The organism is Acinetobacter sp. AR_0276 (genome assembly GCF_003000705.1).
Classification (GTDB): domain Bacteria; phylum Pseudomonadota; class Gammaproteobacteria; order Pseudomonadales; family Moraxellaceae; genus Acinetobacter; species Acinetobacter nosocomialis.
On sequence record NZ_PSQO01000004.1, the window covers coordinates 738,982 to 760,128 of the forward strand.

18 protein-coding genes and 2 pseudogenes are annotated in these 21,147 nt (G+C 38.0%); 12 read left to right on the top strand and 8 right to left on the bottom strand.

Going from position 1 to position 21,147, the window contains the following annotated elements; genetic code table 11:
• Nucleotides 1-46 precede the first annotated feature (46 nt).
• From slyD to CSB87_RS04340, 3 genes and pseudogenes are all read left to right on the top strand, one after another.
• The gene (slyD, locus tag CSB87_RS04330; RefSeq protein ID WP_002052512.1) at nucleotides 47-529 is read left to right on the top strand and encodes a peptidylprolyl isomerase; all 483 of its coding nucleotides are present in this window, start codon (nucleotides 47-49) and stop codon (nucleotides 527-529) included.
• Between the two features lie 102 nt (nucleotides 530-631).
• On the top strand, nucleotides 632-2,074 hold the full coding sequence (gene phrB, locus CSB87_RS04335) for a deoxyribodipyrimidine photo-lyase (protein WP_016805077.1): 1,443 nt from the start codon (nucleotides 632-634) through the stop codon (nucleotides 2,072-2,074).
• A gap of 194 nt (nucleotides 2,075-2,268) precedes the next feature.
• Nucleotides 2,269-2,841, top strand: a pseudogene (locus CSB87_RS04340) (hypothetical protein); the annotation flags it as partial.
• Between the two features lie 51 nt (nucleotides 2,842-2,892).
• On the opposite strand, the gene CSB87_RS04345 reads toward CSB87_RS04340, so the two are convergent.
• Both CSB87_RS04345 and CSB87_RS04350 read right to left on the bottom strand, forming a co-directional pair.
• A protein-coding gene (locus tag CSB87_RS04345; RefSeq protein WP_228155272.1) for an IS3 family transposase occupies nucleotides 2,893-4,019 on the bottom strand; the annotation gives its coding sequence in 2 pieces (ribosomal slippage) (nucleotides 2,893-3,773 and nucleotides 3,773-4,019; 1,128 coding nt in all).
• Between the two features lie 19 nt (nucleotides 4,020-4,038).
• Nucleotides 4,039-5,183, bottom strand: a protein-coding gene (locus tag CSB87_RS04350; protein WP_106105040.1) for an IS3 family transposase whose coding sequence is annotated in 2 segments (ribosomal slippage) — nucleotides 4,039-4,919 and nucleotides 4,919-5,183 — 1,146 coding nt in all. Because the reading frame shifts where the segments join, the coding sequence is not laid out codon by codon here.
• A gap of 217 nt (nucleotides 5,184-5,400) precedes the next feature.
• Here CSB87_RS04350 and CSB87_RS04355 point away from each other — a divergent pair.
• From CSB87_RS04355 to CSB87_RS04375, 5 genes and pseudogenes are all read left to right on the top strand, one after another.
• A pseudogene (locus CSB87_RS04355) lies at nucleotides 5,401-5,580 on the top strand (hypothetical protein); the annotation flags it as partial.
• Nucleotides 5,580-6,476: a hypothetical protein gene (locus CSB87_RS04360; protein ID WP_031953050.1), complete on the top strand. Its 897-nt coding sequence runs from the start codon at nucleotides 5,580-5,582 to the stop codon at nucleotides 6,474-6,476. The pseudogene CSB87_RS04355 and the gene CSB87_RS04360, both read left to right, overlap by 1 nt.
• Entirely contained in the window at nucleotides 6,463-7,713 is a 1,251-nt protein-coding gene (locus tag CSB87_RS04365; RefSeq protein WP_000035254.1) for a glycosyltransferase family 2 protein, read from the top strand. The genes CSB87_RS04360 and CSB87_RS04365 overlap by 14 nt, the downstream gene beginning before the upstream one ends.
• Nucleotides 7,714-9,558 carry a hypothetical protein gene (locus CSB87_RS04370; RefSeq protein ID WP_004707591.1) on the top strand — a complete coding sequence of 615 codons (1,845 nt, stop codon included), beginning with the start codon at nucleotides 7,714-7,716 and terminating at the stop codon, nucleotides 9,556-9,558. It begins immediately after the preceding gene.
• Entirely contained in the window at nucleotides 9,536-10,444 is a 909-nt protein-coding gene (locus CSB87_RS04375) for a hypothetical protein (RefSeq protein ID WP_031953051.1), read from the top strand. The genes CSB87_RS04370 and CSB87_RS04375 overlap by 23 nt, the downstream gene beginning before the upstream one ends.
• A gap of 3 nt (nucleotides 10,445-10,447) precedes the next feature.
• Here CSB87_RS04375 and wecB read toward each other — a convergent pair whose 3' ends face one another.
• Complete coding sequence (wecB, locus tag CSB87_RS04380; protein WP_031953052.1) at nucleotides 10,448-11,584, bottom strand: non-hydrolyzing UDP-N-acetylglucosamine 2-epimerase; 1,137 nt, start codon at nucleotides 11,582-11,584, stop codon at nucleotides 10,448-10,450.
• Nucleotides 11,585-11,586: 2 nt separating this feature from the next.
• A complete protein-coding gene (locus CSB87_RS04385; protein WP_146128702.1) occupies nucleotides 11,587-12,807 on the bottom strand; it encodes a tetratricopeptide repeat protein in 1,221 nt (406 codons plus the stop codon).
• Nucleotides 12,808-13,062: 255 nt separating this feature from the next.
• Between CSB87_RS04385 and CSB87_RS04390 the strand changes: the two genes are divergently transcribed.
• Nucleotides 13,063-13,764: a VIT1/CCC1 transporter family protein gene (locus CSB87_RS04390; RefSeq protein WP_002052483.1), complete on the top strand. Its 702-nt coding sequence runs from the start codon at nucleotides 13,063-13,065 to the stop codon at nucleotides 13,762-13,764.
• Between the two features lie 110 nt (nucleotides 13,765-13,874).
• Nucleotides 13,875-14,921: an NAD(P)H-dependent flavin oxidoreductase gene (locus tag CSB87_RS04395; protein ID WP_031953056.1), complete on the top strand. Its 1,047-nt coding sequence runs from the start codon at nucleotides 13,875-13,877 to the stop codon at nucleotides 14,919-14,921.
• Nucleotides 14,922-14,964: 43 nt separating this feature from the next.
• On the opposite strand, the gene dusB is transcribed toward CSB87_RS04395, so the two are convergent.
• Complete coding sequence (gene dusB, locus CSB87_RS04400; protein WP_031953058.1) at nucleotides 14,965-15,990, bottom strand: tRNA dihydrouridine synthase DusB; 1,026 nt, start codon at nucleotides 15,988-15,990, stop codon at nucleotides 14,965-14,967.
• Between the two features lie 82 nt (nucleotides 15,991-16,072).
• Between dusB and CSB87_RS04405 the strand changes: the two genes are divergently transcribed.
• The gene (locus CSB87_RS04405) at nucleotides 16,073-17,281 is read left to right on the top strand and encodes a DUF1615 domain-containing protein (protein WP_031953060.1); all 1,209 of its coding nucleotides are present in this window, start codon (nucleotides 16,073-16,075) and stop codon (nucleotides 17,279-17,281) included.
• Nucleotides 17,248-17,904, top strand: coding sequence for an HAD-IB family hydrolase (locus CSB87_RS04410; RefSeq protein WP_004885875.1), 657 nt, complete (start codon nucleotides 17,248-17,250; stop codon nucleotides 17,902-17,904). The genes CSB87_RS04405 and CSB87_RS04410 overlap by 34 nt, the downstream gene beginning before the upstream one ends.
• A gap of 27 nt (nucleotides 17,905-17,931) precedes the next feature.
• On the opposite strand, the gene proB is transcribed toward CSB87_RS04410, so the two are convergent.
• From proB to CSB87_RS04425, 3 genes are all read right to left on the bottom strand, one after another.
• The gene (gene proB, locus CSB87_RS04415; protein ID WP_002052602.1) at nucleotides 17,932-19,065 is read right to left on the bottom strand and encodes a glutamate 5-kinase; all 1,134 of its coding nucleotides are present in this window, start codon (nucleotides 19,063-19,065) and stop codon (nucleotides 17,932-17,934) included.
• Nucleotides 19,066-19,080: 15 nt separating this feature from the next.
• Nucleotides 19,081-20,301, bottom strand: a complete 1,221-nt coding sequence (gene cgtA, locus CSB87_RS04420; protein WP_002052725.1) for an Obg family GTPase CgtA — start codon at nucleotides 20,299-20,301, stop codon at nucleotides 19,081-19,083.
• 164 nt (nucleotides 20,302-20,465) lie between these two features.
• Complete coding sequence (locus tag CSB87_RS04425) at nucleotides 20,466-21,140, bottom strand: hypothetical protein (RefSeq protein WP_002052875.1); 675 nt, start codon at nucleotides 21,138-21,140, stop codon at nucleotides 20,466-20,468.
• Between the last annotated feature and the right edge of the window lie 7 nt (nucleotides 21,141-21,147).

Consider the following 21,147-nt stretch of genomic DNA (forward strand, 5'->3'; position numbering starts at 1 on the left):
TTTCACTTTATGATGTACGCTTTAATTGATTGAATGGATCAAAAACATGACTGCAATTGCAAATAACCACGTGGTTTCATTCCACTATAAATTAACAAACGCTGAGGGTGAAACACTTGATCAATCTCAAGGTGAACCACTTGCCTATTTGCATGGCGCAGGCAATATCATTCCAGGTTTAGAAAATGCATTAACTGGTAAAACTGTTGGTGATAAATTCACTGTAAACGTACCAGCTGCTGAAGGTTATGGCGAATACAACCCAGACCTAGTACAAGAAGTTCCAGCTCAAATGTTCCAAGGTGTTGATAACATTCAACCTGGTATGCAATTCCAAGCTCAAACAGATGACGGCGTTCAAATCGTTACTGTTAAAGCGGTTGAAGGCGACAACGTTGTAGTTGATGCTAACTTCCCACTTGCTGGCCAAGATTTAACTTTTGAAGTTGAAATTGTAGAAATCCGTGAAGCTTCTCAAGAAGAGTTAGATCACGGTCACGTACATGGTGCAGGTGGTCACCACCACTAATTCATCTTTCACAAGATGATAAAAAGCAAAGCTTCGGCTTTGCTTTTTTTATGCGTTTATTTTATATAATATTTAGTAAGTTAATTTATTATTGGACTATGCATGTCAAATGCTTATCAATTGATTTGGTTCCGACAAGATTTACGAATACATGATCATGCAGCTTTATGGCATGCCTGTCAGCAAGGGCCTTCAATTGGATTAGTCATCTTATCGCCAGAGCAATGGAAACAACACGACGATGCTCCAATAAAAATTAGTTTTTATTTACGGCAGCTCAAAGAGCTTCAAAAAGAATTAGCATCACTTCATATTCCACTTGTTATCCAAGTCATTCCTTATTGGGAAGATACTGCTAAGTTTATTTCTGATTTCAGCAAGAAATATAATATTGAAAATGTCTATGCCAATATTGAAATGGGTGCAAATGAATTAAAAAGAGATAAAACAGTACAAGATTCTTTAAATAAGGAAAACAAAGAGCTTTTTTTATTTCATGATCGTACAATTTTCCCTTTACGTTCCATTCGCAATCAATCACAACAACCCTATCAGGTTTTTAGTGCATTCAAAAAAGCATGTTATGCAAAACTAAATACCAGCGGTTTACCTCAATGCTTCCCTTTACCACGTAAGCAAAATGAAATTTCATTAGAGTTTTTAGATGAAAAAAGTGTGGACTTGGCAGAAATTGAAAAACTATTTTGTTCATCTATTTCTAAAGAACAGCAAGATTTATGGCCTGTTGGCGAGTCATATGCATTAGAACAACTAGACCAATTTGTCGAAGATTCTGTATCCCATTATAAAGTTGAGCGAGATTTTCCTCATGTGCATGGCACAAGCAAACTTTCTCCTTATTTAAATATTGGAATCTTATCTGTAAGGCAGTGTTTACAAGCACTCTTTCGTAATCAACACGGCAACTTTCATTTAGACAATGAAGGTCAACAAACATGGCTAGATGAACTTATTTGGCGAGAGTTCTACCAGCACATCTTATTTGATTTTCCGTATGTTTCTAAGCATCTTCCATTTAAGAAAGATACTCAGAAAATTAAATGGAACCATAATCCAGAGCATCTAAAAGCTTGGCAAACAGGACAAACTGGTATTCCTATTGTGGATGCCGGGATGCGCCAACTTTTACAAACAGGTTGGATGCATAATCGAGTACGTATGATTACAGCCATGTTTTTATGCAAAAACTTATTGATTGACTGGCGTATTGGTGAACAGTGGTTTATGCAACATTTAATTGATGGAGATTTGGCAGCAAATAATGGGGGGTGGCAATGGTGTGCCTCAACAGGAACAGATGCTGTGCCTTATTTTAGAATTTTTAACCCGATTTCCCAATCACAAAAATTTGATCCTAATGGGGACTATATTCGTAAATGGGTGAAAGAACTGGCTCATCTGGACAATAAATCCATTCATGACCCCTACTCAAGCAAAATCAACTTGAGTTTAAATTATCCGAAACCAATTGTAGATTTAAAAGAAACACGATTAAAAGCAATTGAAACTTTCAAGCATATTTAGATAAGAATTGCGTCTTATCTGTTTATTTTTGATTAAAAAATAAAAACGGGATTTGACTATAAAGGGACTTTCATCTACAAATAAACATAGCAGATACTTAAAAAGGACAGAAACAACAACAACTTCGCAAATGGACACCTTTCATTATAAAAGTATAAAAAAATTAACATTACAAAAAAGGTAGCATAGCTCGCATGCAACAAAAGAACCCAGGTAGAACACTCGTCTTATGGATTATCGCAGCACATCTATTTATGGGAATGGTTGCATATGAGTGGTTGCCTGTTAGTTTTAGAGGAAGCTGGATCTTTATTCTTCTTCTTTTAATTTCGGGTGCTTTTTTAGAAGTTGGCTTGTCTTTAATTGTTGGTTTACTCGCATTTATTGGAGTTGCTGTATATTTTCTACTCGACTTAGGTGCACAAACTCATATTGAGCGGCAGCTTCTCTTACTGTTTATTATTCCTCTTATTCCGCTGTTTTTAAGTGCTGTACGCCACAATATTGAAATTAATGTTCAAAAATATCGAGATATTCAAAGCTATGATCGAAATTATCGCCGCGATATTTTCCCTATCAGCGCTTTGAAATATTTCCAGCGTAGCTTTTTTAAGCTTCTTGATCACCATAATGTACAAGACTATGAAGTCTTTTCAATCAAGATTCTTAATCGTAGCCTCATTAAAGAAATGCTAGGTGATGATGTCTGGAAAACTACTCAAAACGAAATGATCAAAATTTTGAGTCAGCATCAGCCAGAGGTGGTCCCACATGTTTGAACAACTAAAAGCTTATTTATAAGTGATACTCTGCTCTAGTTAAGCTACCTTATTTTGTTGTGGTAGCTGGTCATAGTAAAACTCATCTGGAGTCATTTTGTCCAGACTCGAATGAGGTCGTTTCAAATTATAAAATTCAAAATATGCGTTTAATTGCTTCTTCGCATCCAAAACATTGCTGTAGGCTTTGAGATACACCTCTTCATATTTAACGCTCCGCCATAATCGTTCAACCATCACATTATCAACCCATCGACCTTTACCATCCATACTGATTTGAATGCCATTTGATTTCAATACATCAATAAATGCATCACTGGTAAACTGACTGCCTTGGTCTGTATTAAATATTTCAGGTCGACCATATTTTTCAATAGCTTCATTTAATGTTTCTATGCAAAATGTAACCTCCATACTAATCGATACTCTATGCGCAAGTACCTTGCGGCTATGCCAATCAATCACAGCACATAAATAAACAAAGCCTTTTGCCATAGGGATATACGTTATATCCGTAGACCACACTTGATTACTGCGCTGAATAGCCAATCCTTTGAGCAGATATGGATATTTGCGGTGAGCTTGATTAGCCTGGCTTAAATTTGGTTTGCAATATAACGCATTAATGCCCATTTTCTTCATTAAAGTACGTGTATGACGTCGTCCTATATGATGTCCTTGACGATTCAACAAATCACGCATCATACGGCTACCTGCAAAAGGGTATTGCATATGTAACTCATCCATACAGCGCATCAGCTTCAGATCTGATGCACTCACAGGTTTTGGGCGATAGTAATAACAACCACGGGAGACTTTCAGCAGCTGAGCTTGCTTAGATACTGAAATCTGAAGTGAGTCATCGATTAACTTTTGTGGTTGAAGCGGCCCAGTTTCTTCAACACACCTTCTAAAAAATCAATTTCTAATGCCTGCTCACCGATTTTTGCATGTAGTTTTTTTAGATCGATGGGTGGTTCTGTTGGAGCTTTTGATTGATCGAAAGCTTGCGAGGAAGCTGAAATCAGTTGATTTTTCCAGTCGATAATTTGGTTTTGATGAACATCAAATTCAGCACTCAATTCAGCAAGTGTTTTTTCTGCTTTAATCGCAGCAAGTGCTACAGAGGTGGTCCCACATGTTTGAACAACTAAAAGCTTATTTATAAGTGATACTCTGCTCTAGTTAAGCTACCTTATTTTGTTGTGGTAGCTGGTCATAGTAAAACTCATCTGGAGTCATTTTGTCCAGACTCGAATGAGGTCGTTTCAAATTATAAAATTCAAAATATGCGTTTAATTGCTTCTTCGCATCCAAAACATTGCTGTAGGCTTTGAGATACACCTCTTCATATTTAACGCTCCGCCATAATCGTTCAACCATCACATTATCAACCCATCGACCTTTACCATCCATACTGATTTGAATGCCATTTGATTTCAATACATCAATAAATGCATCACTGGTAAACTGACTGCCTTGGTCTGTATTAAATATTTCAGGTCGACCATATTTTTCAATAGCTTCATTTAATGTTTCTATGCAAAATGTAACCTCCAAACTAATCGATACTCTATGCGCAAGTACCTTGCGGCTATGCCAATCAATCACAGCACATAAATAAACAAAGCCTTTTGCCATAGGGATATACGTTATATCCGTAGACCACACTTGATTACTGCGCTGAATAGCCAATCCTTTGAGCAGATATGGATATTTGCGGTGAGCTTGATTAGCCTGGCTTAAATTTGGTTTGCAATATAACGCATTAATGCCCATTTTCTTCATTAAAGTACGTGTATGACGTCGTCCTATATGATGTCCTTGACGATTCAACAAATCACGCATCATACGGCTACCTGCAAAAGGGTATTGCATATGTAACTCATCCATACAGCGCATCAGCTTCAGATCTGATGCACTCACAGGTTTTGGGCGATAGTAATAACAACCACGGGAGACTTTCAGCAGCTGAGCTTGCTTAGATACTGAAATCTGAAGTGAGTCATCGATTAACTTTTGTGGTTGAAGCGGCCCAGTTTCTTCAACACACCTTCTAAAAAATCAATTTCTAATGCCTGCTCACCGATTTTTGCATGTAGTTTTTTTAGATCGATGGGTGGTTCTGTTGGAGCTTTTGATTGATCGAAAGCTTGCGAGGAAGCTGAAATCAGTTGATTTTTCCAGTCGATAATTTGGTTTTGATGAACATCAAATTCAGCACTCAATTCAGCAAGTGTTTTTTCTGCTTTAATCGCAGCAAGTGCTACCTTAGCTTTAAAATCATTTGAATGATTTCTTCTTGGTCTACGTGCCATAAAATACTCCATATATTGATGTTTATAACATCATTTGGGGAGCAAAATATCACTTATAAGTGTTGTTCAAATTTCCTGATCCACCTCTCTACCTTAGCTTTAAAATCATTTGAATGATTTCTTCTTGGTCTACGTGCCATAAAATACTCCATATATTGATGTTTATAACATCATTTGGGGAGCAAAATATCACTTATAAGTGTTGTTCAAATTTCCTGATCCACCTCTGCCCAATGAAATTGTTTTTCAGTTTGCAGATGATGATCTCGAAAATATATACAGTATTATGATTCGTCAGCAAAAAACTGAACAAGAACCTGAATTTATTAAAAAATTAAGAGAAATTATGACGTTGCGTCTTGAGGTGGAATATAAAATTATTCCAATTCCACCTGAGGAGATGAATTAATGTCTAATCTTCTTAACATTTGTGGAATTGTGATTGCATCTAGCCAATATCCAGATGCCACTCTACAGCAATTCTATCGGCAATATTATCATTGCGAAATTAAAGCAGAACAAATAAAAACTGAAGTGCAAAGTTCTAACGATCTTTCCATGTTTTTTCCATATCAAGATACATGGTGGCCTGTCTTCACCCTTGATCAGATTAGTTCCGAAAGTTTTCAAAAGTTTGTTCACAACGGAATTCGCCCCGGCATTATCTTGCCAGATGAAGTATTTAGTTTCCCCCACTATTTTTTATTAAAAGAAGCCGTGAGCCAAGGTGCTATCCCCATCGTGCTTTTTAAAACTGAACAACCTCAGTATTTTGCCGCAAAGGCTACTTTTTCAACTGCTATTGGTTTAAGGCCAATGGCTGCTTTCGTAAGTACAGGATGGGATGAAAATTTAATTTCACAGCCAGCTGGAAGTTATATTGTCCAGTTAAATTCTTCAGCCGTCCCTTTACCATCTAGAGAAATCCGACAAGGTCAGCATTTATTTTATTCGGCCAAAGACTTTAATGGCCATGTATCAGGTTATGAGATTATTATTAATCCTCCTGCCGACTTACCCCTATCTAATATTCGTTATCCTCAACTCGGTATTTCATGGAAATTTAATAATATTGATTATGCCAGTACTCCTGAACATGTGAATACGAGTCTTGTAGGTTATATATTTATTGGTTTAAGTGTTGTTGTAGTTCCTCTTGATCTGATTTTAACAACAACTTATCCAGATCTTCTGGGTACATTTGGTAGCTATATTTCATGGATCTCCTTAGTAGTGGGATTAATTCTATTATTAGTACTCATCTCTTCTATTATTAGGAGGGTCCGTAAAAATGGCTCCAATTGATATCCTGTTTTTATTTGGCTTTTTAGGTATTTGGATTCCACAAGCTTTTTGGGCATGGTTAAGTTATCAAGCGTGGAAGTATTCTAAAACAGCTGAAAAAGAGCTGCAAAACTTACCAATACCTGAAAGATGGCCCATCTTAAGTGTTTTGATCCCTGCTTATAATGAAGGCGTGGTGATTGAAGACACTTTGCATGCCATTGCTCAACAGGATTATCCAGCAGAGTCTTATGAAGTCTTATTGATCAATGATGGCTCCAAAGATAACACCCTTGAAATCGCAGAAAACCTCGCAAAAATTTATCCATGCATAAAAATTGTCAACGTTCCCAAGGGAATGGGCGGTAAAGGTAAATCACGGACCCTCAATAATGGCCTTCCTCATGCCAAAGGTGAGCTAATTGTTGTCTATGATGCCGATAGTACTCCTGAACCCGATTGCGTTCGTTTACTTGCTCAAACTTTATTGGCAGACAAAAAGTTAGTTGCTGTAAATGGCAAAGTAAGAACCCGTAACTGGCAAGATAGTATTTTGACTCGTTTTATTGCGATTGAATTCATCTTTTTCCAATGGATCTTCCAAGGTGGGCGTTGGCAACGTTTCGAGTTATCAACATTAATGGGTACCAACTACGTCATTTGGCGCGATGCGCTGGAAACTTTAGGCGGTTTTGATGAAAAATCGTTAGTTGATGATACAGAAATGAGTTTCCGAATTTTTATTGGACAAAAACGAATTAAATGGGTTCCCTATGCTATTGGTTGGCAACAAGATCCCCCATCATTAAGTGTATTTGTTAAACAGCGCTCGCGTTGGACACAAGGTAACTTTTATGTGACACGTAAATATTTACCTGTAGCACTTAGAACACCTTTCCCAATCGGGATTGAAATTCTGAATAACATTATGTGCTATATCCTTTTCGTACCAGCTCTATTCTGGAGTCATATTACTTTAACGCTTGGGTTACTTGATATCGCAGGTATTTCCGTTCCGGGACCATTTACGCTCTTGTGGGGTCTTTCATTTTGTCTCTATGTGGCACAAATGTGGTTTACTCTTTCCTTAGAAAAAGTTAAACCGGAACTCTATTTTTACTCTGTCTTATCTTACGTCAGTTACTCACAAATCTTCTTATTTATTGTCTTTAAAGCCGCATTTGACATGCTAAAAAATAAAATACAGGGCAACTCCCTTCAATGGTACAAAACAGAACGTAGCAAGGAGAAAAAATAAATGAAAAAGACTTTCGATCTTTACCAGACAGCTCAAGTGCTCCTTGCCAGCACCAGTTTTTTACTTGCCATATCTGCTCATGCATATACATGGAAACTGGATGATATAAGTACCTCGACCAAATATACGGTCGAGCCTCATTTTTTCTATGTTGGAAAAGGAGCTGAATGGCAGAATATTCAGTTCTCTAGTGACTATTCAACTGAGAATGACACAACATTACTGGTGAAATATGACGATAAACTAATCTATAACACGACCTTAAATGGTGATGGCCAGTTTAAATTCAATATTCCTGCCAGTCCAAGTGGCTTTCATCGTTTAGATTTTATTATTCAACAATATGCTAAACCAACGACTCTCAACCAGACAAAAGAGACTTTCTGTACCGAAGATATCGACCATTTAACCTATTTGAGTAATTCTCAACTCGACTTTACTCCTGTTCGAAATATATACCGTTTAAAAGATTTACCAGATGCTCTATTTAACCCCCAAGCTAGACGTCCTACCCCATTTGTTGGAATTTTAAAATATAACCGTAAGGAAATTACCGAAGCATCCATGCTAGCTCGTTTGGCAAGTTCTTGGAGCTCAGTAACTCCTATTGAATGGGTTGATTCAGGTCAAACGAACCTGAATCCTGAAACAAACTTTATTATTGAAGTGATCAAATCCACAGCTCCACTTAAAAATGGAGCGTTTGTACAAATTTCAAAACCTGCAGATGGGGTACCTACTCTCTCTATCACTTACCATACCGCCCAAGAGCTTACTGCTGCGATTAATGGACTAATTAATCCGGCATACGTACAGCAGCTTAATACAGGTAGTGCTATTTTTCCCACTACAATTTCACCACCAGCATGGGCTCAATTTAGAAAAATTGATACGCTTGCAGATTTAGGTATTGATGACTTCAGACTCAACCACGCTGAAAAGAACCTATTCCTTGATTTTCCAGCAGTGTGGCAGCCTACTGATATTTTACAGGGACAAATTGCACTTCGTATTCAAAGTGGTTTATTACAAGGCTCTAGTATTACAGCATGGCTTGATGGTGGCCTTGCCGGTAGTATGAAAACGGCGGATCTCGCTTCTGACCCAGTAAACCGACAGTTCAACATCTTTGCTAAGGAAATTTCAAATACAACAAACTTTAGCTTAAAACTGGAAAACTCAGTTATTGCAAATTCTCAATGTTTACCAAATGCTCATGGTTCACTTTGGGTAGATACCGCCAAATCAACGGTAAAACTTCCACATAAACTCAAAAATGGTGTGGCAGCGCTTTCAATGACATTAGCAACCAAACCAACGATTGCAATTGATGACCAATCAGGGGCATTAAATATTGCCATCATTTTGGGACAAGTCGCTAAAAATATGCTGCTTACACAGGCACCAATGCCTCTCAATCTGGTACGTTTCTCACCAAACGCTCCTCAAGCGGTCAATGTGAGAGTAAATAAAGAGATTTATCAGCAACAAATCTTAATGCATCAAAACATTATTTATGCGCCTGCGGCAGCCAACGGTTTTATTGTGAGTTATAACAATAACCGCTTTGATGTGATTACCGATTCTGAAACCGGTGCACTCACCTTTATGCATTTATGGGGAAAAATACAGCATAAAATTCCAAATAATGTGACCAAAATGCTGGTTTCAGAAAACGGCAATATTTATGTTCTCCAAAAATTAATTGTAGGTAATCAAAAAGCGCCATTAGTTCAGCAGTCTTCATTCTTTTTATTAGTTGTGATTATCTCTGCAATTATGATAATAGTGATCTTCTTGTGGTATTGGTTACGACGAAATAATGAGAAAACAGATACCAATTAAAATAACTGCTTTTATTATTTTAATTATATGTAGCGTAGTGGCTTATGCGGGGTTGTTCAAAAATCATGGACAACCTCCCATTATTGAAGGTATTTTTTGGCAACCTGACAATAATACTACTCCCCCTAAAGGAAATTGGCATTACTTAGGTGTGAACACCTTTGTTCCTCAATGGTCAGTCGTTGAATCTAAATCGTGGTGGAAAAACTCCAATCTTCCTCAATGGGAAAATGCCATTGATATACAGAAAATTAAACAACAACCGTGGGCTAAAAATCTTATTTTGGGTTTAGCAGGTGAATATAATGAACATGAAGCACGTGCAAATGTCGTTGCTTTAGGAGAAAAATCTGCACAAATTATTCAAGAACAAAATGATGCATCGTTAAAAGGATACTACTTTCCAGTAGAAGCCGATCCCACATGGCTAAGAGTAAGTACATTAGGTCATGTTTTAGAAAAGCTACCCTCACCTGTTTGGGTTAGTGTTTATAGCGGTGAAACTGAACCCGAAAATTATGATCTCTGGGTTAAAAGTTGGTTACCACAACAAGCGGGCATCTTTTTTCAAGACGGCGTAGGTGTGGGAGTAAGAACTCCCGAACAAGCTAGACGTATTCTAGACCAACTTGAACAAACACTTGGAAAAGATAAAACGGTGATTGTGCTAGAAGCCTTTCGCACCAAGAAAAATGGACAATTCCGGGCAGCCTATCCTTGGGAAATTATTTCTCAAATTAAAGCTTATGAAGGTAAAACTATTTACATTTTTGATGGTCCCCACTATATGGGACGCTGGTCAGTTTATATTGTCGGTTTATGGTATCGGCTCGTTTACGGCAGTACATCTACTGCCATAAACGAATCAGAACTTCAGAATAAATGATCTCTATTCATAAGTTTTAGCAATTTCATCTAATATTCGCTGAGCAGCACGTCCATCACCAAACGGATTTTCAACATGAGCCATTTTTTGGTAATGCTGCGAATCCGTTAAAAGTTTCTCAGCCTCTTCAATAATTTTCTGCTGATTTGTTCCAACCAATACCCCTGCTCCCACCTCTACCACTTCTGGACGTTCAGTCGTGTCTCGTAAAATTAACACTGGCTTATTAAATGATGGGCTTTCCTCTTGTAAACCACCAGAGTCCGTTAAAATAAAGGTTGAACGGTCTATAACAGCTAATAAACTTGGGTAATCTAGAGGTTTCACAAGATGAATTTGAGCATGATTTCTAAACTTATCATGTACAACATCATGTACAGCTGGATTTAAATGCACAGGCCAAATAAAATGCAAATCTGGATGCTGTTTTGCTAAATATTCAACCGCATTACAAATATTTTGAATTCCCTCACCAAAATTTTCACGGCGATGAGCTGTAATAAGTACAACCTTATCATTTAGTTTTAATTCAATTCCGTAGGGATCAAGCTGATTTTTCAAACCAGATTTTTCAGCGATTATTTTTCTTCCTAAATACACAGCATCTACTACAGTGTTACCTGTCACCGTAATTAAAGCTGACTGAATTTGCTCATTTAACAAATTTTGTTTTGACTGCTCTGTAGGGGCAAAATGCCATTTGGTAATACGGGAGACTAACTGACGGTTACCTTCTTCAGGAAATGGGTGGTCTAAGTCATATGAACGTAAACCCGCTTCAACATGAGCAACAGGTATCTTCATTGAAAATGCAACTAACCCAGCAGCTAAGACAGTTGTGGTATCGCCCTGAATGACAATCGCATCTCTTTTTTGACCATCGGTGTATACATGTTCAAGTTGCGTCAAGCCATGAATTAAGAGCTGATTGAGGCTTTGCCCAGCATTCATAATCTTAAGTCGGTGATCAATTTCAACTCCAAAGAAATCGATAGCATCTCGCACTAACTCATCATGTTGCCCCGTGAAAATCACTTCTACCTGAAATCGTGAATCTTGTTTTGCTAATAAAATTACCGGAGCTAACTTTATAAGCTCTGGACGAGTGCCAAATACAATCGAAATAAAAATTTTTTTCATTATTAGAAGTCCTTATAAAAAACAAGTTCTACACGAGTGTTGTTGTAATGATCTTTTGTATTAACAGGTACGTCTTTAAAATAGTTGCCATATAAACGTTCAACACGAAGTTTTATTGGTTGATAATTAAAAGGCTGCCATGAAATACCCGGGCCATATTCAAATAAATTATTGTAATATTCATCTTTACTATCTGCTAAACCATGCAATTTTACATAAGCCTGTACAGTCCCACTCTCACCCTTATAAAGATTTAAGCCTGTACGTAAGCGCAAATCCCCAATAACGTTATAATCTTCTCTCGAATAAGTCGCGACATTGCCATAAAGATCGGTAAAGTAATTATCTAAACAAAGTGTATGATTACAGTTCAATGGTGAATACCATTCTTGATAACCTGTCACCCCCCCAACTACACTTTCACGAAATTTTTTTCTATTTCTGTCAATCAAGTCATAACTTCCACCAACTTCGACATAAGCTCGAACCGGTATTGAAATCCATGGTTGATAATTTGCGCCTACCCCAAGAGTGACTGCGTTCTCATCAATAATTTCAGGTCGTACCCCACCTTGAGATTTAGTATCACGGTTTAAATTAAGAAAACCATAGACTTGAGCTCGTCCATTATCAATATTTTTCCCGTATCTTACTTTTAAAGGAAAAATAACATCGTCATAACGTGACTCATAAGAAGGTGCAAAATAAATATCGCCAAAATATGGCTTAATTTCTCCTCCACTTAAATTTTTAACTGCCTGAGTTGCCTTTGCTGCAATTGCTGGATCTGAAGACGAAGTTAATTCTTTAAATAGAACTAATGCATCACGATCTTTTTTTTGTTGATTCAGCAAATATGCTTCTTGTAATTTTAAAGTGTCATCTTGAGGAGCTAAAGCTCTCGCTTGTCGTAAGCTTTGTAAAGCTTCATCTCTTTTTTCGAGCCGAATTTGTAAGTAAGTAAGGCTTTTCCAAACTTTAATATCTGTAGGGGTCAGCTTACTCAGCTCAACTAATATTTTTTCTGCTTCTTGGGGTTGAGCCTGTTCTATTTTATAAAATCTGTCCCATTTATCATAAATGAGATTGCCAGGTTTATAGTCTGAAGCTACTTGGTCTTGTGCATAAACAGAGCTCATACTCACTACCGTTAAAGAAGAGATCACTGCTCCCATAAGTAATATTGAATGTGTTATAGAGTTTTTTGTTTTGCTATTTTTCATTTTCACCTCTACAGTAAATTAGTCTTATTAAGGAGAACAAGTCTTTGAAATGATCAATAAATATTATAATTAAAAATAATAAGTTACATCGTTAAGTTAGGTTAAAGATGTTTTTAAAATGAATAATTTAATCTCCGTTTTTTATTATTGATCTATTCTGTCTTATCCCTAAATCTCCTATAATAATGACATATTTTTTGATCAATAATTTGTAAATTTTCATAGTATTTATAAAACTTTTATAAGGAAAAACACATGGCTTTTCCACATCATACAGAACACCATGCAATTCACCGTTCAGGCTGGTTAAGAGCTTCAGTCTTAGGGGCTAATGATGGAATTATTTCTGTCACTAGCTTAATTATGGGCATGGCAGCAAGTGGAGCCAACTCACACACTCTATTAATTACATGTATTGCTGGCCTTATTTCTGGTGCTACCTCAATGGCTGCTGGAGAATATATTTCCGTAAAATCTCAAGAAGATATTGAAAAAGCAGATTTAGCGATTGAAGCAAAAGAACTCTCAAAGCACCCTCAAAAAGAGTTAGATGAGCTAACTCAAATTTATATTTCTAGAGGGCTATCTAAAGAATTGGCTCAAGAGGTTGCTTTACAGTTAACAACTCATGATGCATTGGGTGCACATGCTCGTGATGAAATCGGCATTCATGAAAATACCGCAGCTAATCCTGTACAAGCTGCCTTATCATCTGCCGCATCATTTTCTTTTGGTGCTTTTTTCCCTATGCTCGCTATATTACTAAGCCCTAATCATTTGATTATGCCTGTGGTTTTGGCTACTGGTATTCTTTCGTTAGCGATTTTAGGTGCACTTTCCAGTTATTTTGCAGGTACATCTAAAATTAAAGGGAGTTTGCGTATTACGTTATGGGGTATTTTAGCAATGGCTTTTTCAAGCTGGATCGGTTCTTTATTTAATGTCACCCCTTTATAAAAAAGTTTTTAAATACTCCTCTAGAATATTTAAAAATTAAATAGCCAATATTATTTGCTCTTCATTCTATTTTCACGTTATGGTGAAGTGAAAGAAGTGAGGTGAATAAAATGAGCCTAATACAACAACTTGCAATTAAACATCCAATTTTTCTGGCTCCCATGGCAGGGGTTTCTACACCAGAATTAGCGGCCGAGGTTTCAAATCAAGGAGGTCTTGGATCATTAGGCTTGGGAGCAAATACCCCACAAAGTGCACGTGAACAAATTTTAAAAACTCAAGCACTCACCGAAAACTCATTTCAGGTTAATTTTTTCTGTCATCAGTCTACAGAACTTAATCTAGAAAAAGCAAAACAGTGGATTGAATATCTACGTCCTCATTTTGAGAAATTCGGTGCTCAGCCACCTCAAGATTTGCACTGCATCTATCCAAGTTTTTTAGATAATGATGACTTTTTAAATGTTGTTTTAGAAACTAAGCCCAAAGCGGTGAGCTTTCATTTTGGTATTCCCCATCCGCATCAAATTAAAGCTTTAAAAGAGGCTGGTATTTTGACTATGGTTTCGGCTACCAATTTAATTGAAGCGCAAGCGATTGAAGCAGCAGGTATTGATATTATTATTGCTCAAGGTATTGAAGCAGGTGGCCATCGCGGAATTTTCAATCAAACTTTTGATGCTGCGATTAAAACCAGTGACTTAGTACAATTGATTGTGCAGCATTGCAAACTCCCGGTTGTCGCCGCAGGCGGGATCATGACTGGCTTACAAGCCAAACATATGTTGAGCTTGGGAGCAACCGCAGTCCAGTTAGGTACAGCGTTTGTTCAATGCCAGACCTCAAATGCTTCTGCTGAATATCGCAAAGCATTATTTAATGAACCCATAACACAAATTAGCGCTAGCCTTTCTGGGCGCCCCGCTCGCGGTTTATTCAACCATTGGCACAACCAAATTGATTCACCTACTCGACCTGCCCAACCAGAGTATCCATACGCTTACGATTTGGCGAAGCAACTTAATGCTCTTGCGAGTAAACACCATGACTATGGTTTTGGTGCATTTTGGGCAGGAAGTAATGTTGCACTGATACGCGAATTAGGGGCATCAGATCTGGTTAATCAACTCGTTGTTGAAATGCTAGATAATGAATAGATGAAGATTTTAAGCAACCAGCCTGTGTACTGGTTGCTTTATTTTAGTGAGTAGCTAATAAATTAACCTGTTCAACCTGAACATCGCTCATCAAATTACCTTCTGCAAGCAATTGATTAAAATAACTCTCGACTACTAATGCCTGTTCAGCAGTGGTTTCAACTTTATACATATTTTGTCGGAACTCGTTACTTGAGCGTAAACCTTTGGTGTACCAAGCAATATGCTTACGAGCAATACGACATCCAGAATATTCACCATAAAATTGATATAACTCAGACAGATGCCCTAAAAGTACATCTTTGACTTCTTCAATATTTGGAGCAGCCAAATGTTCACCAGTTTTTAAATAATGGGCAATTTCACGGAAAATCCATGGACGACCTTGTGCAGCCCGTCCAATCATGATTGCATCGGCGTCAGTATAGTCCAGTACATATTTTGCTTTTTCAGGACTATCAATATCACCGTTGGCAATTACTGGAATATTGATTAACTCTTTAACATGTTTAATCAATTCATAACGCGCTGTATTTAAATACATGTCTTCACGTGTGCGGCCATGCAATGCTAACGCAGCAATCCCCGCCTCTTCTGCACGTTTTGCCACCCTTAAAATATTTTCTTGGCCATTTAAAAATCCTAAACGAGTTTTTAAAGTCACAGGAACGTCAACTGCTGCAACAACTGCATCCAGTATTCGAGCAACCAAGTCTTCATCTTGTAATAATGCTGAACCTGCTAATTTATTGCATACTTTTTTTGCAGGGCATCCCATATTGATATCAACAATTTGTGCCCCATTTGCAACTTGATAACGAGCAGCCTCAGCTAACTGTTCTGGGTCAGAACCCGCGATTTGCGCAGAGATAGGAGCTAACTCTCCATCAAAATTAGCACGATAAAGACTTTTTTTAGTCATCCGCAAAGTTTTATCAGCAGTCATCATTTCACTGACCGCATGACCCGCACCAAAATACTTGCACAACGTTCTAAATGGACGATCAGTTACACCGGCCATAGGAGCAACAATTAAATTATTTGACAGTTGATAGGGACCAATATACATATATATTCATACAATTGATGATCAACATAGTATACTTCATCCGCTTGATCAGCTCATCTTTTTTGCAGGTGCTTTCCTCGCCATGAACAAACCGTTGTCTTCCCGTTTTTTATTAAAATCATTCGGTGTAGTCACCGTATGCATGAGTTTAGCTGCTTGTGGAGATAAAGCCTGGTGGTCAAAAAATGATGAGCCCGATTTAGAAAGTCAGCAAATTAAAAAGTTAATTCCAGCACGTGTGCATGATCGGGAGTCATGGGCTAAAGATATTGACGATATTATGCAGGACTTAAAAATTCCTAAAACCAAACAAAATGTTTGTAGTATTGTCGCGATTGTAGATCAGGAATCTAACTTTGTTGCTAACCCTGTAGTACCAGGCCTAGGCAAAAAGGCAGTTGACGAAGTCAGTACCCGTTTAAATGAAAAGTTTGAAGACAAACTTGGCCAGAAAGTGGGTGGTACTGTCGCAGGTTATTTTGAAGAAGTATTGAAAACCCAACCCTCTCCTGACAACAACTATATGAGTCAGATGCGTAAAGTCAAAACTGAAAAAGATCTCGACTTACTTTATCGTCAAATTTTTGATTTTATGACTCAACATTATCATGTCAGTGCGTTAACTGGTGCAGCTAAACTAGTTGGGCAAGATATTGGTGAAAAAATGAATCCAATCACCACATTGGGTTCAATGCAAGTTCATATTAATTATGCTAAAGCGCATAAACGTTCTAGCATGAATATTGCAGACCTTAGAAATGATCTTTATACGCAATATGGCGGTCTATATTATGGCATTCATCGCTTGATGGTATACCCAGCAGACTATGATAAGGCCATTTATCGTTTTGCCGATTATAACTCAGGTATGTACTCTAGCCGTAATGCTGCTTTTCAAAGCATGCTCGATGCCCTTACTGATAATGAGCTCACCTTAGATGGTGATTTACTACTTTACAATAAAGCTGGTAGTCCACTCGCAGTTCAGAGTCAGTCAGAAAAAGAGTTAATGAAACTATTTACTGCAAATAATGTCTTAATTACACCAAGACAACTTCGCGATGATCTTAAATTAGAAAAAGAGAAAAAGTTTGAGAATACACAAACTTATATTGCCTTAACTAAACTCTATAAGGCAAAAACAGGCAAAGAACCTATCTATGCTATTATGCCTCAAGTGGTAATTTCTGGGCCTAAATTAAGTCGTGACTATAATACTAACTGGTATGCAACCCGCGTAAACGGACGATATGAATCATGTATGCAACGAGCGAAACGAATAAGACAATAAAAAATCTCGCCCTGTTTGATTTTGATGGGACCTTGTGTAGTAAAGACAGTTTTACAGGTTTCATCTTTTATGCGTTATCTAAGCGCCACATAGTTAAGCAAGGCTTGAAAATCCTGCCATGGATTCAAGCCTATTATCTTAATTTTTATCCCGCCCATGCGATGCGTGCCAAACTTTTTCGAAGCATGTTTCGCAATACCCCAGCAATTGAGCTGCAAAGATTAGGCGAAGAATATGCACAAGAACTCGTCTCAACTCTTTCACCTGAAATTTTTGCACAATTACAACAACATCAGTTACTTGGTGATCAGGTAGTACTAGTTTCGGCTTCAATCGATATCTATCTTGCTCCACTTTGCAAATTACTCGATATCGAATTAATTTGTACTGAAACTCAAGTAAAAAATGGCATGATGACGGGTTATTACTCAACGCCAGATTGTAGTAGTGAACAAAAGAAGTTAAGAATACATGAACAATATTCTTTGCAGGATTATTATCAAGTTTATGCTTATGGAAATAGCTCAGAAGATTTAGATATGCTGAGCCTTGCCACCCACCCTTTTATGGTCGGCGAAGATAGAATCTTGCCATCGTTAACACCACAAAAAAAGCTCGCATAAAGCGAGCTTTTTTTTGTAGATCACTACTTAATAAATCGCCATATGATCGCGATGGATCATTTCAAGCGAACGAGCTTCTCCAAGTACTTGATAAACCTTGTCTGAAGAGAGGCCCTTAATAATTTCAGCTGAACGAGAACTAAAGTTTACTCGTCCAACCGCAATACGTTTGCCTTGCTTATCAACGCATTCAACCACATCACCACGATCAAAATGTCCTTCAACAGTTTTTACCCCTACAGGGAGTAAACTGCGATGTTTAGATTTAATCGCATCAACCGCGCCATCATCTATGACCAGACGACCTGCTGTTTGTAAATGTGCAGCAAGCCACTGTTGATGTGCTGTCATACGGTCTTTATCAGTCGTGAACAATGTACCAAGCATTTCACCAGCCATGACTCGTGACAATACATTATCACTTTCACCACTAGCGATCAGTGTTGGACAGCCCGACTTAGCCGCTAAACGGGCAGCACGGACTTTAGTGACCATGCCTCCTCGCCCAAGTACACCACCACCGCCAGCCATTTCAAATAAAACATCATCCATGGCACGAACAGTTGATAACAGCTTTGCATCAGGGTTGTGACGTGGATCTGAGTCAAACATGCCTTGCTGATCTGTTAAAATGATCAGTAAATCAGCATGTACTTGACCAGCAACCATTGCCGCTAAGGTATCGTTATCACCAAAACGAATCTCGTCAGTAGAGACTGTATCGTTTTCATTAATAACCGGAATAACACGCCAGTCAATCAAGTTCTGCAACGCATCGCATGAGTTCAAATAACGACGGCGATCTGCCAAATCGTCATGTGTTAATAACACTTGAGCTGTTCGAATACTATGATTTTCAAGCACGCTAGACCATGTATGAATTAGGCCCATCTGCCCAATTGCGGCACATGCTTGTAAACTGGGTAGATCGGTGGGTCGACTCGCAAGCTTCATACGAACCATACCTTCTGCTACAGCTCCTGAAGACACTAAAATAATTTCGTGCCCAGCATTGTGTAAATCTGCAATCTGTTTCGCCCAATGCGAAATAGCATCCAGATCTAGCCCCTGCCCATTTGCTGTGAGTAAAGATGATCCGATTTTAACAACGATTCGTTTACACTCACTGAGCTTACGTTGCCCATCGACCACTTCTATCATGTTTTCCTCGGTTTTTTAGTCACGAACGTAGATGCTTTCTACATCATTGTCGTCTTCATCATCGTCAAAATCATCATCATCGTCCATCATGCTTTCAAGACGTTGTGCTCGACGCATTGCACGATATGCTTCTTTTGCCGCAATGGTTTGTTCACGTGTTTCAACTTCTAGTTGTTCACGGAAAGCTCTTACTTCTGCTGCGTACTCAGGATCTTCAACTTCGCGTTCACGTTGCTGTTCAATCTGATCCATCAGGTAGTACACAACTTCCTTTGTACCTTCACTTAATAAGCCCGATGTTTTAAAGACAGGTCCAGTCCACTCTAATTCATCTAGAATGTGCTGACACCACTCTTCACGGCTTTCCTCAGCAATTTGATCCAGTTTATTGAGCACTAAAACAACTGGTAGTTTCGCCAAAGTAGGTGAGAACTTAACCAACTCATTCATAATTGCTTTTGCATTATGAGCTGGATCTGAACCATCAATTGGTTGTACATCAATAATATGTAAAAGAATACGAGTACGCGCCAAATGTTTAAGGAAACGAATTCCTAGACCTGCACCTTCTGCCGCACCTTCAATAAGGCCCGGAATATCGGCCATTACAAATGAACGATGACGGTCAGCATCTACAACACCCAAGTTTGGAACCATGGTTGTAAATGGATAGTCTGCCACTTTTGGCTTTGCAGCACTTACAGCACGAATGAAAGTAGATTTACCAGCATTTGGCATACCTAATAAGCCAACATCTGCCAATACTTTCAACTCAAGACGAATTTCACGAAATTCACCTTTAGTACCCGTAGTACATTTACGTGGAGCACGGTTAGTTGATGATTTAAAGTGTGTATTTCCCAAACCACCTTCACCACCACCTGCAACCAGAATTCTTTGGCCGTCTTCAACCAAGTCGCCAATAATATCGCCAGAATCTGTATCAACAATTGTTGTACCAACAGGTACTTTTAAAACCACATCTTCACCACCGCGTCCGGTACAGTTAGCACCTGCACCGTTTTTACCACGTTCAGCGCGGAATTTACGGGTGTAACGGTAATCGACTAAGGTACTTGTATCATCATCGGCTTGAATATAGATACTTCCACCACGTCCGCCATCACCACCATCTGGGCCACCAAATGGTACAAATTTTTCACGGCGAAAACTGGCTACGCCATTGCCACCGTCGCCAGCCTCTACGGTAATGACTGCTTCATCAACAAAGCGCATTTGCCAATCCTCTAAAAACTCTAAAACCGCCTATTCTGCCATATTTTCATAAAATTCTCGAATAGAAAATCGAGAGAATTCTACTTTCCTAGGTCTTATTTTATTACTTTTTATATTGATAAAAACTTATAGCAGAACATAGCCTCTCTTTATGTATTTATTCCTTAAGGATGTACATTACGCAGAGGTAAATCCATCTTCATATCTAAATTAGCTTTAGTGTGTTGCACAGAGTTATACATAATGGCATTAAAGCTTGAGATATTGCCCATTTCCATTGCATCATTAATTTTTAAGCTTGGATTAAATTGGTGTTTAATCGGTAAATTTACCGATTCATCGAACTCGAAATAAACTGGACCATTAAAAGCAATCTTAACAGGAATGGTATAGCTACGTTTTAACTGAAATGGAATATCCAGATTAATGGGTATATTTAGTTTTAGTGGAAACCTAGGTAACAACTTATTTTGGTATATTAAATCGGTTGTTGTTTCCAAAGGCATCACCTGATCAACTTTCAGCGTTGTTGCATAATCAACGCTTACTGTAATTGGAGTCTCAACTTCAAACGCTAAATCAGCCAAATATCTCCCCTTTAAAGGCACCGAAATCTGACGATTAATATCAATTGATGTATCTAGTTTACCTATGGACTGGACCTGTAAATTATTACCAACATGTATTTTAGTTTCTAATGATTCTGGTAATCGAATATCTGATTCGTGCGCAGAAACCACCACCGAAGCTTGTATATTTAAATAGAGCCAAAATAAAATTGCCGTGAGTACCATAATCAGAAAGAAACTGATGAGCATACTTTTTATTGAACCCAGCATAAGTCAC